Raw genomic sequence first — 15284 nt, forward strand, 5'->3', positions numbered from 1 at the left:
TCGCGCCCGAACCCGGCGCGTCCGCAACCGGATTACACGGCATCTCACCGTCGGCGGTCAGGTTGAGCGCGCCCCACCGGGGCACCGTGCGGGCGGCACGGGAGTTGCAGCGGATGCTGCTGGTGCGCTGAGCGGTCGTAGCATGGGGTTCTCTCACACGGGGGTGGGCGGGATGAAGCGGCGGATCGTTGCGGTCGGCGTGGCTCTGCTGGTGCTGGTGGGGTGCGCGGGGAATACCGCGTCCGGCGGACCGAAGAGTCCGACGGTCTCGTCGCCGTCCGGCGGCGTGGGACCGACGGTGGAGACGACCTCGAAGTCCGTCTCGGGACCGTGGCGCGCCTGGGCGGCGGCCCTCTCCAGCCAGGAGGCCCACGGCAGTTGCGGTGCGACGGCGCACCAGGTGGTGTGCGCGACCAACTCCGGCGGACTCGTGGGGCGTTCGCGGGCCGACGGCCGTATCACCTGGACGGTGCCCGCGGGCGACCACGGCAAGAGCGCCGGGCTGGTCGTCGACGCGGCCGACGAACGGGCCGTGACGGGGGTCGCGGGTGTGCTCCGCGCGGCGAACCTACGGACGGGTGCGCAGGCGTGGACCCATCAACTCCCCACCGGCCGAACCTACATCGCTCTCGGCGCTGCGGAGGGAATCGTCTACGCACTCGAAGCATCGGATCCCTTCACCCACGCCCCCGTTCTCGACGCCGTTCGCGCATCCGACGGCACGCCCCTCTGGCACCGGACCGTCGCCTGGATGACGGGCGAACACCTGGCCGCCTTCCAGGGCCGCGTCTACACGGCCGACGGCACCCGGGTCACCGCCCGCGACGCCCGCACCGGCGTCACCGTGGCGACCAGCCCCGCGGGCGTCGAGTGCCCGCACCTCGTCACCGGCGGCCACTACCTGGTCTGCACCGGCAGTCCGCTCTCCGCCGGGGACACGTTCGCACCCATGCGGCGCCTGGATCCGGCGACGCTGAGGCCGCTGCCGACCCCGAGGAACACGGCCGACAAGCCCGTACGCGGGGTGATCTCCGACGACGGGGTCCTGGTGCTGTACGAGGCCGGCGCCGAGGACACGAGCGCGGGCAACTGGAACGCGTACGACCTCGAGAACGACCGCAAACTGTGGAGCACGTACGCCACCGAGGCGGACGCCACCGTGGCCGGCGGCCGGTTCGTGACCTTCACCCCCAGCAACGACCCCACCACGCGGAACCGTGTGATCACCATCGACCTGCACGCCGGTCCGCAGGGGACCGGAGCCACCGCACCCCGCATGTCCGCGGTGTACTCGCAGACCAGAGCCGGCGAATATCCCTTGCTCTTCGCGCCGGGCGGGGCCACGGGCCACGTCGTCGTCATGGCCCGTACCCACGGTTCCCTGCGCTCGCTGCCGCTGCCCTAGGACCCGGGCGGGCCGATGAATTCCCCGGTTGCCTGAAGTCTTCCGTGTGACAAGCCCGCCCTGTCGGCGGATGCGAAACTACACCGCCTTGGGCCACGCCGAACTGGGCAGGGTCGAGGCTGGCAACGGGGCCCGCCTCGTGATCCTCCCACCAGCCTGGAGACGCTGACCGAAGCGGGCCTGAGGCCCGGGCCCGTCCAGTACCCAGGCGCACCTTCCCCGCGGCGCGACCCGGCGCAGCGCAGCGCGGCGCAAGGCGCCGTCCCAGGCAAGGCCGCAGTTCACACAGGCGTTTGCGAGCGGCTCGACGGGCAGGTCGGCGTCGGCCCGTCGTGCTGCATCGGCGTCAGCCCGTCGCGTCCACCAGCGCCAGCTCGTGCAGCCGGTCCGGTGGGCCCGGGCGGGCGTAGTACCAGCCCTGGGCCGTGTCGCAGCCCAGTATCCGCAACTGCTCGGCCTGGGCGCCGGTTTCCACGCCCTCCACCGTGACCGCGAGGTCGAGGCTGTGGGCGAGGGACACGATCCCTTCGACGATCTTGAGGTCGACGGGGTCCGCGGGGAACTGCTGCATGCTCTGGGTGAAGGAGCGGTCCAGCTTGAGGATGCTGACCGGGAGGCGGCGCAGGTTCGCCAGGTTCGAGTAGCCCGTGCCGAAGTCGTCGAGGGCGATGTCGACACCCATCTCGGCGAGTCGGCGCAGCGGCTTGAGGAGGTCGTCGTCCGCGCCGATCAGCGCCGACTCGGTGACCTCCAGGCACAGCGCGTCCGGGTCGACGCCCGTGCGTTCCAGGATGTCGACGGTGTCCTGGACCAGGCCGGGGTGGCTGAGCTGGCAGGGCGAGAGGTTGACGTTGATGCGGAGGGGGCCCGCGTCCTCGTAACGTTCTCGCCATTCGCGGGCCTGGCGGACGGACTGTTCCAGGACCCAGCGGCCGAGCGGCACGATCAGGCCGGTGTGTTCGGCGAGCGGGATGAAACGGTCCGGGCCGAGGATGCCGTGCTGCGGGTGCAGCCAGCGCACCAGGGCCTCGGCGCCGCGCACGCTGCCGTCGCCGAGGTGGACCAGCGGCTGGTACTCGATGAAGAACTCGCCCCGGTCCAGGGCCGCCGGCAGCGCGGTGGTCAGGCCGTGCCGGGTGATGGCGCGGGCGTCGGCCTCCTCGTCGGCGAGCTCGAAGCGGTTTCCGCCCGCCGACTTGGCCCGGTACATGGTGATGTCGGCGCTGCGCAGCACCTCCGCCGGGCTGCGCTCGCCCGCGGGGCCCTCGACGATGCCGATGCTGCCGCGCACGGTCAGCTCCCGGCCGTCGATGCTGATCGGGGCGACGAGGGCGTTCATGATGCGGGCGGCGAGCTCGTCGACCTCGCGCTCGGTGTCGGTGCCGGTGGTCAGCGCCACGAACTCGTCGCCGCCGAGCCGGGCGACCATTTCGCCGGGTGCGGTCGCACACCCTTGCAGCCGGTCGGCGACCTCGACGAGCAGCCGGTCTCCGGCCGCGTGGCCGAGGCTGTCGTTGACGGTCTTGAAGCCGTCCAGGTCGAGGTAGCACAGGCCGTAGCGCTGGCCCTGGCCGGCACCCAGCGCCTTCTCCAGGCGTTCGAAGAAGAAGGTGCGGTTGGGCAGGCCGGTGAGCGCGTCGTGCGTGGCCTCGTAGCGCAGCCGGAGGTTGAGCAGACGCCGCTCGGTGGTGTCCTCCATGAGGGCGAGCTGGTACTGCGGGTTGCCGTCCGCGTCGCGCAGCAGGGAGACCGTCAGATTGGTCCACAGGACCGTGCCGTCAGGGCGGTAGAAGGCCTTTTCGACGTGGTAGTGCTCGCGCTCGCCGCGAACGAGCTCGTCGTAGAGCTTCCAGGTCTGCGGCGCGTCCTCGGGGTGGGTCCACTCCTGGACCCTGCGTCCGTAGGCCATCGCGTCCGTGATGCCGAACATGCGCGTCAGGGCGCCGTTGACCTGGAGGATCCTGCCCTCCAGGTCGGCGATGCCGATTCCTATGGCCGCGCCCTCGAAGACCGCGCGGAAGCGGGCCTCGGTGGCGTGCAGGGCCTGCGCGACGGCGCCCTGCGCCTGGAGGGCGGCCGCGGAGATCGCCTCCTGCTCGGCCAGCGTCCGCTCGCGCAGCGCCTCGGCGAACCCGGCGGCCATGGCGTGCTGCAACCGCGAGGAACGCGCGCGCAGTTCCTCCTGGTCACCGTCCTCGCCGCAGTAGAGCACCAGGTAGGCGTCGACGCAGTCCAGGGTGCGGGCCAGCGCGTCCGGATCGGTGCAGTGCGCGGCGACGAGGGCGGCACCGACCGCCCTGCCCGCCTCCGCGTCGAGGGTGCGGGTGTGCAGCGCACGGCTCAAGCGACGGGCCAGCGGCAGCAGTTGCTCCTCGAACTCCGGCCTGGTCAGCGACGTCGAGGTCACCGGGAACACCGCCCGGCTCCAGATCGTCGCGAACCTGCGCAGTCTGTCCGGCTGCCCGTCCGGCTCCGCGGTCACGCCGTACGCCCCACGCCGGCGAACCCGGAGAAGGCATACGGATCCTCGTCCTCCGGCGCCTCCTGCGGCCGCCACAGCGGCGGCGCCACCAGTCCCGGTTCCACCATGTCGTACCCCTCGAAGAACCGCGCGATCTCGTCGCGCGAGCGCATGATCAGCGGGTTGCGGATGTCCTTGTACACGTCCACCGCGCCCTCGGCCCGCTCGGCCGGCAGCGGGATGCCCTCGTACGAGGCGTGCGTGAGGACGAGCAGGCTGCCCGGCGCGAGCGCGTCGCGCAACTGGGCCACCGCCTCGTAAGGGTCGTCCGCGTCTTCCACGAAGTGCAGTATGGCAACGAGAAGCAGCGCCACTGGCCGGTTCAGGTCGATCAGGCGCTCCACTTCGGTGCTCGCGAGGATCTCCTGGGGCTTGAGGAGGTCGGCCGCGACGACTCCCGTGCCCTCGTTGTCCGCGAGGACCGCCTGGCTGTGCGCGACGGCCACCGGGTCGTGGTCGACGTACACCACGCGCGCGCCGGGGTTCGCCGCCTGGGCCACCTCGTGCACATTGCCGAAGGTGGGGATGCCGGATCCGATGTCCAGGAACTGGTCGATGCCCTCGCCGACCGCGAAGCGCACCGCGCGCCGCATGAACGCCCGGTTCGCCTGCATGATCTTCGGGAGTCCCGGCATGAACTCCATCGCCTTGCGGGCCGCCTCCCGGTCGACCTCGAAGTTGTGGGAACCGCCCAGGTAGTAGTCGTAGATCCGCGAGACACTGGGCACCGAGATATCGATGCTCCGAGGGGCCCAGGCGGGACGCTCCATCTATCTCTCCAAGGCGTAGGCGATCCGGTGTTCGAGCTGAGGCTACTGATCGCCTGCCAACGGGGCGAGCCCAAACGGAAATTGACCGTCCGTTCCCGGTCACTGCCTGCGGCACTTGCCGCATTCGCCCGAAGAAAACCGACAAAACGCCAAAGGGTCCGCCCCCTCCGTGCGGTGCGGAGGGGGCGGACGGGGCCGAGCGCGCTGTCCGGTGCAATCAACCCTGGGGAGGTGATGGCTACTTCTTCGGCGCGCCGACCGGCTTTCCGTCGGGCGACATGGCGTACCAGGTGCCGCCCACGCCCTGGCCGTTGATGTCCCCGGGCTTGGTGTCGCCGGAGAACGTGTAGGCGGGCCAGCAGTCGACGGTCATCTGCTTGACGCCGTCGGGCCGGGTGAAGCCCATCAGGCCCTTCTTCTCGATGCCCTTGGTGTCGTCCTTGGAGACGATCCCGACCGCCGGCCACTTCTCCAGGCAGGAACCGGTGCAGTTGGAGATCGGCTTCGGCCAGGCCACGTCCTTCAGGAAGCGGTAGACCGTCATGCCGTTCTTGTCGACGACGATGTCGCCCAGCTTGGGGTCCTTGCGCACGGACAGGCCGGGCAGGCTCGCCAGGGTGGCCTTCTTGCCGTCGGGGGCCAGCGCGAACCACTTGCCGCCCACGCCCTGACCGGCGACGTCCCCGGCCTTGGTGTCCTTGGCATAGCGGTACGCCGGCCAGCCGCCGATGGTCAGCTGCTTGGTGCCGTCGGCCCGGGTGACCTCGCCGAGCAGCGCCTTGTCGATGCCGGCGCCGGCGGCGGCGTCGTTCGCGGCAACCGGCGGCCAGGCCTTGGCACAGTCGCCGTCGCAGTTGGACTTGGGCGGCTCGGCGGTGTCCTCGTCGAAGCGGTACAGGGTCATCCCGTTGCCGTCCGTCAGCACCTTGCCGAGCTCGGCGTTCTGGGTGACGGCCAGCTTGCCCGCGGCCGAGGACTGGGCCCCGGAGTTCTGGCCGTCGGCGCCGTAGCCATTGCTGGGGCTGGCGCTCGCACCGGCACCGGCCGCCCCGACGCTGCCGTAACCGCCCGCCGGAGCGGTGGCGCCCACGTTCTGGCTGCCCACCGACGAGGTACCGCTTTCCTGACCGCACGCCGTCGTCAGCGCCAGTACAGCCGCAGCGCTTGCCACGAGTGAGGCGCTCCGCCAGGAGGTCTTCATCGTCAACTCCCCATTATCGCAAAGGTGTTGCAGCGCCCTGCTGCGTCGCCGCACGAGCATGGGTACGAATGGGACCCTCGGTTGTGTTCAACCGCCTCACAAATTTCTTTTCGGAACCTGTGACACCGGTGCGGTAGTTCGCACGTGCGTGCGCCTTCTTGGGTGCCGGGGTGCGCAGTGATCAAACCGCCGTGCGGGGCGCTTCCCCCGTTCGAGCCAATACCTGCGCGATACGGCGCGCCCCGGCGCGCGAGGGCTCATGATCTTCGGCGTGTATGGACCCGAACCTACTCAAACTGCCTTCGCTGTACAGGCGTTGGCGCATGGCGCTTCGCGGCATGGGGGGCGATCGGTCGTCTTGTGTCCGCGGCCTCGTCGTGGCTTGTCGCGCAGTTCCCCGCGCCCCTATGGGGCGCGTCTGAGCTGTCTTGTTGCTTTGACCTGGATCCTGGTGGGGGCGCCGGCCGGGGTCGCGACTGCCGACGCCTGTGCGTATGCCTCGGTCGGGCCGGACGGCACCCAGGCCGTGGCGGTCGCCGGCGACCTCGCCTGGCCGACTCCGCCGATCTGTCCCGTGCCCACGCCCACGCCCACGCCCACGCCCACGCCGACACCCAGGCCCGCGCCGCCCGAACCGAAGCCTCCGCCCCCGGCGCCCACACCCACGCCCACGCCCACGCCCACGCCGAAGCCGACGCCGAAGCCGGAACCGCCGTCGCCTCCCCCGCCCGCTCCGAAGCCCGCGGTACCGCGCCCGAGCGTCACTCCCCCGGCGGCGCCGCCCCCGGCCCCCGGGCCGAAGCCTTCGGCCAGGCCCACCCCCCGGCCGTTCGTGACCCCGGTCGCCTATCCGCGCTACCGGGCGCCGGCGCCCAAGCGGTCGCCGCGCGGCGGCCCTTCACCCCTCACCTTTGTCCTGCTCATCACGGTTCCCGCCGTGGTCGCCGTCGCCGCGCTGCGGCCGCGCTGATTCCTGGAGGAATCTCTTGTCGGAATGGCTTGTTCTCACCCTCGCGATGCTGGCCGCCTGCGCCGTGGTGACCATCGTCACCTTCGTACGGCACCGGGCCGCGCCCGAGGACGAGGATCCCAGCGAGACCCCGGACGTCATCGAGTACATGACGATGTGGATCGGCGTGGTGTACGCCATCGTCCTGGGCCTGGCCATCGCCGGGGTGTGGGAGGGGCGCAGCGCCGCCCAGGACCATGTGCAGTCCGAGGCGGTCGCGCTGCACGAGATCTCGGAGCGGGTGCGGGTCTATCCGACCGATGTCCGTGACCGTATTCGGGACGATGTCAACGCCTATGTCGGACACGTCGTACACACCGAGTGGAAGGTGATGAACGACGACGGGCATCTCACCCCGCGCGGCGACGAACTCTTCGACCGTATCCGCCAGGACGTCACCGACTACCAGCCGAAGTCCGACTTCGAGGCCCAGGCCTACCAGCCGCTCCTTGACCAGGTCACCGCCGCGGACCAGGCCCGCAGCGCCCGGGCCGACTCCATGGGGGCGACCATGCCGGGCGTGGTGTGGTTCGGGCTGCTCGCCGGGGCCGTGATCACCATCGGCATGGTCTTCGCGCTGCAGATCCGGCGCACCATGCGCGAACTGGTCCTGGCAGGGCTGTTCTCCGCCCTGATCGCGTTCCTGCTCTTCCTCATCTGGGACTTCGACGCGCCCTACACACGGGGCATCACGGCGTCGGCGACCCCCTTCCTGAATCTCTTCCCGCACATCCGGGCCTGAGCGGCAGTTCCGCACCTCACGGGCCACCCGGGGGCAGCGCGCCACGCCGCTGCCGTCCCCTGGGTGGCCCATGTGTTTGCCCCATTCGCCCTACAGCGATCGCGCGATCGGACACCCGTTCCTAGCGTTTCGGTTATCGAGGTGCATTCAGCCCCACAGCGGAACGGGTCCGCAGTTGCTCCTCGGGGACCGGAGGAACCACCATGCGCGCGATACGCATTGCTTCGGCCGCTCTGCTGGGCATAGGCGCCCTCGCCCTCTCCGCACCCGCCGCCGTCGCACGGGACGACGGCCACCACATCACGCCGTTCGGCTTCAGCGTGCTGCCGTCGACCGTCGCGGCGGGCAGCGAGGTCAGGCTGCATGTGAACCGGGACGGCGACTGCAAGGGGCCTGCGAGGGTCACGTCGGTGGTGTTCGACACGGTCGTCATTCCGGTGGGGCAGTCCTGGGCGACGGCGGTGGTGGACCGGGACGCGAAGCCGGGTGCGGTGTATCAGGTGACGTTCTCCTGCGACGGCGCGAGCGGATCCACGGGCCTGACCATCGTGGGCGGCCGCCCGCACCACCCGAGACCGGTGCCGGTCGACCCCGTTCCGGTACCGGACCGCCCTCACCGGGGTGTGCACGCGGGTGTGGGCGGCAGCATCGCCGGGTTCGACCTCAGGGAGATCGGCATGGGTCTCGCCCTCATCACGGGCTCGGTCGGCGCGGCGTACCACCTCTCACGCCGCCGCGGCGGTGAGGAAGGTGCCTGACAACGGGCCATCGCCCCGGCTCCCTTCGGGGAATCGGGGCGAGGGCCCTTCAATGTGCGGTCTCCTCCGCGGACTTGACCTGCGGTCCGCTGTACGAGGCCGATCTGCGGTCTGCTCTCCGAAGAGGGAAGGCTCAGATCCGCTTCTCGGACCTCCGGCGCAGCCAGAACGCCCCGCCGGCGATGACCGCCGCGGCCACGAGCCCGCCGCCGATGGCCACGTCGGTCTGGGTCGCCCCGGTGGAGCTGCCGCCGCCGAAGCCGCCCTGGACACCGCCGATGACGGTGAAGGCGGCAGGGTTGGTCAGGGACTTGCCGCCACAGGTGACGGTGATGGGGTGCGTACCGTTTCTCGCGTCCCTGTTCACCGTCGCGGTGCCCCTCGCCGTGTTGCTGCCGGCCACCGTCATCAGCTGCGTGCTCGGGAACGCGTCCGAGGTTGCGGTGGCTCCGCCCGGGCAGCCGTCGACGGTGATGGTCAACTGCCCACCGCGGGCGATGACACTGGGCAGCGCGACGATGTTGCTGGGGTTGAAGTTCATGCCGTCCCGCGCGACGGCCGCCGGTGCGGCGAGGCCGAGAACGGCGACCGCGGCGGCAGAGACCGCCAGGGCACGATGACTACTCATGTGATCCTCCGCGGAAGGCGCCCCGGGTCCCGTCCCCGGCAATGTCGGCGAGAAAGCGCCTCCCAGAAAGACAGTCAGATGCGGTGCACGCGCCCGCATTTCGGCGATGGTCCGTCCTGGTGAGAGGACACGCCGAGCAATAAGCAGATAATCAGATATATCCGCAGGTCACGGACCGTCAGAAAATTCCTGTCCGCGGCAACTCGGATGGCGCACCACCCTCGGGCGCGCCACCCGTTCGCATCCGCCCCGTCGCCGGTTTCGCACAGGCCATTTAGCTTTGCGTCATGCGCGATTGACGCGGCGACTGCCTCGTCGAGAGGGGAAACGAATGTCTGCGTCCGAACTGGCCGAACTGGCCGAAGAGGAGGAGCGACGGAAGAAGCGCGCCCCCTGGGGCGTCATAGCGCTGGTGCTGCTGACCGGCATCGCGCTCATCCGCAACGGCTCGGGAGAGTTCGACGTGGGCCCCCCGCAGCCCGCCACCGCGGCGGCGGCGGACAGCCACGCCCCCGCCGCCGTCACCGCCGCCGGCGCGGTCCAGCCGCTGCCGGCCTCCCCGCCCGACCGGGTCAGGATCCCCACGATCCGCGTCGACGCACCGGTGTTGCCGGTCGGCCTGGCCGCGGACGGCTGGGTGGGCGCACCGCCCCCCGAGGACCCGAACCTGGCCGGCTGGTTCACCGGCGCCGTCACCCCCGGCGAGAAGGGCACCGCGGTGGTGGTCGGCCACGTCGACAACAAACAGGGCCCCGCGGTGTTCTACAACCTGGGGGCGCTGAAGAAGGGGAATCGCGTCGAGATCGCCCGCAAGGACGGAAAGACGGCCGTGTTCGAGATCTACGGCATCGAGGTCTTCGAGAAGAACAACTTCCCCGGCGACCGCGTCTACGCCTCCAAGGGCGCCGCGGAATTGCGGGTCATCACCTGCGGCGGCGGTTTCTCCGAGAAGCACGGTTACGAGGGGAACGTCGTCGTCTTCGCCCGCCTGGTCGAGGTCCACTGAGCGTCCCCCGGCCGGGCGGGCGGAATCCGGCTATGCGTGCCGCCGTCTCGGCACGGTGATGTGGTAGCCGGAATCCAGCAGGTCCGGCAGATAGTGGCGCAGGGCCCGGACGCTCTGGGAGCGGTCGCCCCCGGCGTCGTGCGAGAGCACCACGACGCCGGGGGCTGCGCCGTCCTCGACCCGGTCGACGATCGTGCCGGTGCCGGGGGTGGTCCAGTCGAGGGTGTCGACCGTCCAGGCCAGGGGTTCCATGCCCATTTGGGCGCCGAGTTGGAAGGTCGCGCGGTTCCAGGCGCCGTAGGGCGCGCGGAACCACAGGGGCCGCTCGCCGCAGGCGTTCTCGATGACGTCGCTGGTGCGTTCCATCTCGGAGCGGATCTCGGACCGGCTCAGACGGGTCAGCAGGGGGTGGGTCCAGGTGTGGTTGCCGACGATGTGACCGTCGTCGGCCATACGGGCCAGCAGGTCCTGGTTGTCGACGGCCATCTCCCCGCAGACGAAGAACATGGCGCGGACGTCATACTCGGCCAGGGTGTCCAGGATGTCCGGGGTGTAGCGGGGGTCGGGCCCGTCGTCGAAGGTCAGCACCATGGTGCGACCGCGTCCGTACACGCGCAGGAACGGCTGATGCCGCACCCGGGTCCTGCGCGGTGCCGGGCGCACCTGCTGGTATCCGGTCAGCGGCTGGAGGCGGTAGTCGGACGGCTCGAGCGCATAGCTCTCCCGGGGGGCGGGATCGGGGCCGGGCGCGGGAGCGAGGGGCCGAGCCGTCTCGTCGCCCCCGCCCGGAGCGAGCACCCCGGCGGCGCCGGCCGCGCCCAGAGCGGCGGCACCCGCGATCAACACCCGGCGCCTCGTGAGCAACTGATCCTTCTTCATGACTCATCAGTCGCCCGAACCGGGAGTGACGGTCCCCCACGACACCGCAGCGGCGGCAGGAAAACACACGCCCGGCCCAAGCCGCCGTGCGTGTCCTGGACGGGTGCGGTAAGCCAAGCCCGCGCGGCCGAATTCGCTTTCGTCGTACGGGCATGGCGGCTACGGTCGGGTCCGTGCAGTGATCTCCCGCGCGGCGTCCCGGATGCCGCAGAAGCGAACCGGTCCGTCTTCGTGTCCGCGGCCGTCGGCGGTCGGCCGTCCACGTTTCCGCTCGGAGAGATCACCGACATGCCTGCTCTTCCTCCCGCCCCCGGCGACACCCCGGAGGCCACCTTGGCGGCCTTCGTCGCCCGGGCCGCCGCCGACCCCGGAGTCGTCGGTCTCGTCCTCAGCGGCTCCCAGGTGCACGAAGGGATGCCGACCCTCCATTCCGACCACGACCTGCACGTCGTGCTGCGCGAGAGCGACGCCTCGCCGCTCAGCGAGCTCGACCGGTTCCGCTCGGCCCATCTGGACCTGGTGGTCATCACGCTCCCCGAGTTCCGCCGGCGTGGACTGCCCGGAGACCCGGCGGCGTTCACCCGGTACTCGTACGTCCACGCGCGGGTGCTCCTCGACCGGCTCGACGGCGAGATCGCCGCCGTCCTCGACCGCAAGCGGACCCTGGACCCCGACGAGGCGTGCACCGCCGCGGCCGGCTACCTCGACGCATACGTCAACCAGACCTACCGCTCCCTGAAGAGCTTCCGCGACGGCCGCGACGCGATGGGGCACCTGGATGCCGCCGAGAGCCTGCCCCATGCGCTGGAGGTGCTCTTCGCCCTGCACCGGCGGGTACGGCCGTACAACAAGTACCTGCAGTGGGAGCTCGAGCAGCAGCCGCTCGGCGACGACCGGTGGAGCGCCGCGCGGCTCCTGCCGCTGCTGCGCCGCATCCTGGCCGACGGCGATCCGCACAGCCAGCGCGCCCTGTTCGGCGACCTCGCACGGGCCGCTCGGGCCGCCGGGCACGGCGCGGTCCTCGACTCCTGGGGAGACGACCTGCGGCTGCTGCTCCCGCCGCGGCCCTGAGCCCTCAGCGGCGGCGCACCAGCGGGAACGGCAGCGTCTCACGGATCGTCAGGCCGGTGAGGAACATGACCAGACGGTCGACGCCGATGCCCAGCCCGCCGGTGGGCGGCATCGCGTATTCGAGGGCGTCGAGGAAGTCCTCGTCCAGTTCCATCGCCTCGGGGTCTCCGCCGGCGGCCAGCAGGGACTGGGCGGTGAGACGGCGACGCTGTTCGACCGGGTCGGTCAACTCGGAGTAGGCGGTGCCCAGTTCGGTGCCGAAGGCGACAAGGTCCCAGCGCTCGGCCAGCCGCGGGTCGGCGCGGTGCTGGCGGGTGAGCGGGGAGACGTCGGTCGGGAAGTCCTTGTAGAAGGTGGGCAGCCGGGTCTTCTCCTCCACCAGGCGCTCGTACATTTCGAGTACGACGTCGCCGCGGCCGTCGTCCGGCGTGTACGGCACGCCGGCGCGGTCGCACAGCCGGTGCAGCACCGGCAGCTCCGTGTCCGCGTCGACCTCCTCCCCCAAAGCCTCGCCGATCGCGCCGTACACCGTCTTGACCGGCCATGCGCCCGAGATGTCGTACTCCTGGCCGTCCTTGCGGGCGATCGGCGCGCCGAAGGCGGCGGTGGCCGCGCCCTGGATCAGTTCGCGGGTGAGGTCGAGCATCACGTCGTAGTCGGCGAAGGCCTGGTAGGCCTCCAGCATCGTGAACTCGGGGTTGTGCTTGTAGGAGACGCCCTCGTTGCGGAAGGTGCGGCCCATCTCGAAGACCTTCTCCAGGCCGCCGACACACAGCCGCTTCAGGTACAGCTCGGGCGCGATGCGCAGGTAGAGGTCGAGGTCGTAGGCGTTGATGTGGGTGGTGAAGGGACGGGCGTTGGCGCCACCGTGGATCTGTTGCAGCATCGGGGTCTCGACCTCGAGGTAGCCGCGCTCCAACAGGCCCTGGCGCAGGGCCTGTACGGCGGTGGAGCGGGCGCGGACGACGCGGCGGGCGTCGGGGCTGGAGACCAGGTCGAGGTAGCGCATCCGGACCTTGGCCTCGGGGTCGGAAAGGCCGCGGCGTTTGTCGGGCAGCGGGCGCAGGCACTTGCCGATCAGCTGCCAGGAGGTGACGAATACGGTCGGTTCGCCCTTGTCGCTCACGCCGGCCCGGCCGGTGGCGGTGATGTGGTCGCCGATGTCGGTGTCCGCGGTGAAGCGGTCGAGGGCGGGGCCGGAGTCCTCGCGGGTGAGCGCGAGTTGGTTGTCGCCGGACCAGTCGCGCAGGGTGACGAAGACGATGCCGCCGAAGTCGCGCACCAGCATGATGCGGCCGGCGACGGTGACCTGTTCGCCCTCGCGGACGTCGGCGAGGGCGTGGGTGCGCCGCGGGACGGCGACCGGGTAGGGGTCTGTGCCGTCGGCGCGCAGCCGGTCGAGGGTGCGGTGCCGGATGCGGACCTGTTCGGGCAGGCCGGCATGGGGATCGCCGGGCCCGGCCTCGCCCCCTCCGTCGAGGCCGAGCGCCGACAGCGACGGCAGGCCCTCGGTGGTCGCGGGCCTGGACGCGCCCTTCGGGTGCCCCTTTCCCCAGAGTTTGCGCAAGGACGGTACCGAAACGAAACCTTCGGCTATGCCGGAGGCAAGCCCGATACGGGCAAGGGAGCCCGCGTCGCCGTAGCAGATGAAGCGCGGATACCACTCCGGCTGGTACTTGGCGTTGGAGCGGTACAGCGCCTCCAGCTGCCACCACCGGGAGAAGAACAGCAGCAGGCGGCGCCACAGGCGCAGCACCGGTCCGGCGCCGATGCGGGCGCCCTCCTCGAAGGCGGAGCGGAAGACCGCGAAGTTCAGTGAGATTCTGCGGATTCCCAGCTTCGGTGCCGCCTCGCACAGTTCGGCGACCATGAACTCCATGACGCCGTTGGGGGCGCTGCGGTCACGGCGCATCAGGTCGAGGGAGACACCGTCGCGGCCCCAGGGCACGAAGGAGAGCAGGGCGAGGAGGCGGCCGTCCTCGCTGAGGGCTTCCACGAGGAGGCAGTCGCCGTCGGCCGGGTCGCCGAGGCGGTCCAGGGCCATGGAGAAGCCGCGTTCGGTCTCGGTGTCGCGCCAGGCGTCGGCCTTGTCGATCACCTCCTCCATCTCCTCGTCGGTGAGGGTGGCGTGGCGGCGGATGCGGCAGTGGGCGCCGGTGCGGCGCACGCGGTGCACGGCCTGCCGGGTGACCCGCATGTCGCGGCCGTCGAGGTCGAAGTCGGGCACGTGCAGGATCGCCTCGTCGCCGAGTTGGAGCGCGCCGAGGCCGGCGCGGGCGAAGGCCCTGGCGCCGTCCTCGGAGGCGCCCATCGCGGCGGGCGCCCAGCCGTGCCGGCGGGCGACGTCCAGCCAGGCGGCGATGGCGTGCGGCCAGGCCTCCCGGTCGCCGACGGGGTCGCCGCTGGCGAGGCAGACGCCGGCCTCGACACGGTAGGTGACGGCGGCCTTGCCGCTGGGCGAGAAGACCACGGCCTTGTCGCGTCGGGTGGCGAAGTAGCCGAGGGAGTCCTGCTCGCCGTAGGCCTTCAGCAGGGCGCGGATACGGGGCTCCTCATCGCCGTGCAGGGCGCCTTCCAGGCGTTGCGAACGGAACAGGGTGGCGGCGGCGTTGAGCAGGGCGAGCGCGCCGAACAGGCCGAGCAGGAAGAACAGGGCGCGGGGCGGGCGGCCGTCGAAGGAACGGCCGGAGACCAGACCGCCGCAGACCCGGTTGGCGGCCCACAGCAGGTGCTGGCTCTCGGGCAGGGTGCCGGGGAAGAGGGCCACCAGGCCCCAGCCGACGAGGATGCCGACGGCGATCCCGGCCAGCAGCACCACCAGGGCCCGGCGGACGGCGGCGCGGCGGGAGGCGGCGTAGAACTCCTTGCGGGCGACGATCAGCAGGGTCAGAGCGAGGCCGCAGACGACGAGGGACGGGACGGACTCGACATACAGGCCCAGCGCCACGCCGAGGATGTCGTCCAGGACCAGCAGGCCGAGATAGACGACCACCAGCCACCAGGCGATCTTCTTGCGGGCGGCGGTCGCGGCGGCGAGCAGGAAGAGGAAGACGGCGTAGGCGAGATTGGCGCTGACCGGGACGATGATCACATCGAGGAAGCGGACCACCGGGCGCAGCAGGACGCGCAGCGGGGGGATGAGGGCCAGCAGGCCGCACAGCAGGCCGAGGGCGCCGAAGAAGGCCGCGAAGACCTCGGGCACCATGCTCATCGGACCGCTTCCGGGCGGCCGTATCGGACCCGGGGGGTCCCGGGGCGGGGAGGCCTCCGCTGTGGCACTCATGGTTCCGACTG

At 71.1% G+C, this 15284-nt stretch carries 13 protein-coding genes; 6 read left to right on the forward strand and 7 right to left on the reverse strand.

Annotated features, from left to right (window positions below):
- Positions 1–172: 172 nt before the first annotated feature.
- Positions 173–1405, forward strand: a complete 1233-nt coding sequence (locus ABT254_RS07380) for an outer membrane protein assembly factor BamB family protein (protein ID WP_351464876.1) — start codon at positions 173–175, stop codon at positions 1403–1405.
- Positions 1406–1751: 346 nt separating this feature from the next.
- Here ABT254_RS07380 and ABT254_RS07385 read toward each other — a convergent pair whose 3' ends face one another.
- The 4 genes from ABT254_RS07385 to ABT254_RS07400 all read right to left on the reverse strand — a co-directional run bounded on the left by ABT254_RS07385 (position 1752) and on the right by ABT254_RS07400 (position 6716).
- Positions 1752–3887 carry a putative bifunctional diguanylate cyclase/phosphodiesterase gene (locus ABT254_RS07385; protein ID WP_351464878.1) on the reverse strand — a complete coding sequence of 712 codons (2136 nt, stop codon included), beginning with the start codon at positions 3885–3887 and terminating at the stop codon, positions 1752–1754.
- Complete coding sequence (locus tag ABT254_RS07390) at positions 3884–4696, reverse strand: SAM-dependent methyltransferase (RefSeq protein WP_351464881.1); 813 nt, start codon at positions 4694–4696, stop codon at positions 3884–3886. The genes ABT254_RS07385 and ABT254_RS07390 overlap by 4 nt, the downstream gene beginning before the upstream one ends.
- Before the next feature lie 238 nt (positions 4697–4934).
- Positions 4935–5897, reverse strand: coding sequence for an SCO0930 family lipoprotein (locus tag ABT254_RS07395; protein ID WP_351464884.1), 963 nt, complete (start codon positions 5895–5897; stop codon positions 4935–4937).
- Between the two features lie 405 nt (positions 5898–6302).
- Positions 6303–6716 carry a hypothetical protein gene (locus tag ABT254_RS07400; RefSeq protein ID WP_351464887.1) on the reverse strand — a complete coding sequence of 138 codons (414 nt, stop codon included), beginning with the start codon at positions 6714–6716 and terminating at the stop codon, positions 6303–6305.
- A 13-nt stretch (positions 6717–6729) separates the two neighbouring features.
- Here ABT254_RS07400 and ABT254_RS07405 point away from each other — a divergent pair, with 13 nt between their 5' ends.
- The 3 genes from ABT254_RS07405 to ABT254_RS07415 all read left to right on the forward strand — a co-directional run bounded on the left by ABT254_RS07405 (position 6730) and on the right by ABT254_RS07415 (position 8406).
- Positions 6730–6867 carry a hypothetical protein gene (locus ABT254_RS07405; RefSeq protein WP_351464890.1) on the forward strand — a complete coding sequence of 46 codons (138 nt, stop codon included), beginning with the start codon at positions 6730–6732 and terminating at the stop codon, positions 6865–6867.
- A gap of 16 nt (positions 6868–6883) precedes the next feature.
- On the forward strand, positions 6884–7648 hold the full coding sequence (locus ABT254_RS07410; protein WP_351464893.1) for a bestrophin-like domain: 765 nt from the start codon (positions 6884–6886) through the stop codon (positions 7646–7648).
- A gap of 203 nt (positions 7649–7851) precedes the next feature.
- Entirely contained in the window at positions 7852–8406 is a 555-nt protein-coding gene (locus tag ABT254_RS07415) for a hypothetical protein (protein WP_351464896.1), read from the forward strand.
- Between the two features lie 133 nt (positions 8407–8539).
- Here ABT254_RS07415 and ABT254_RS07420 read toward each other — a convergent pair whose 3' ends face one another.
- On the reverse strand, positions 8540–9034 hold the full coding sequence (locus ABT254_RS07420) for an LPXTG cell wall anchor domain-containing protein (RefSeq protein WP_351464899.1): 495 nt from the start codon (positions 9032–9034) through the stop codon (positions 8540–8542).
- A 331-nt stretch (positions 9035–9365) separates the two neighbouring features.
- Here ABT254_RS07420 and ABT254_RS07425 point away from each other — a divergent pair, with 331 nt between their 5' ends.
- On the forward strand, positions 9366–10040 hold the full coding sequence (locus ABT254_RS07425; protein ID WP_351464902.1) for a class F sortase: 675 nt from the start codon (positions 9366–9368) through the stop codon (positions 10038–10040).
- A gap of 30 nt (positions 10041–10070) precedes the next feature.
- Here the strand turns inward: ABT254_RS07425 and ABT254_RS07430 are convergent, their stop codons facing one another.
- Entirely contained in the window at positions 10071–10919 is an 849-nt protein-coding gene (locus tag ABT254_RS07430; RefSeq protein WP_351464905.1) for a polysaccharide deacetylase family protein, read from the reverse strand.
- A gap of 288 nt (positions 10920–11207) precedes the next feature.
- Here ABT254_RS07430 and ABT254_RS07435 point away from each other — a divergent pair, with 288 nt between their 5' ends.
- Positions 11208–11990, forward strand: a complete 783-nt coding sequence (locus tag ABT254_RS07435) for a hypothetical protein (protein ID WP_351464908.1) — start codon at positions 11208–11210, stop codon at positions 11988–11990.
- A gap of 4 nt (positions 11991–11994) precedes the next feature.
- Here ABT254_RS07435 and lysX read toward each other — a convergent pair whose 3' ends face one another.
- A complete protein-coding gene (lysX, locus tag ABT254_RS07440; RefSeq protein WP_351464911.1) occupies positions 11995–15273 on the reverse strand; it encodes a bifunctional lysylphosphatidylglycerol synthetase/lysine--tRNA ligase LysX in 3279 nt (1092 codons plus the stop codon).
- Positions 15274–15284: the final 11 nt, after the last annotated feature.

It is taken from the genome of Streptomyces sp. NPDC001137 (assembly GCF_040298885.1).
GTDB lineage: Bacteria > Actinomycetota > Actinomycetes > Streptomycetales > Streptomycetaceae > Streptomyces.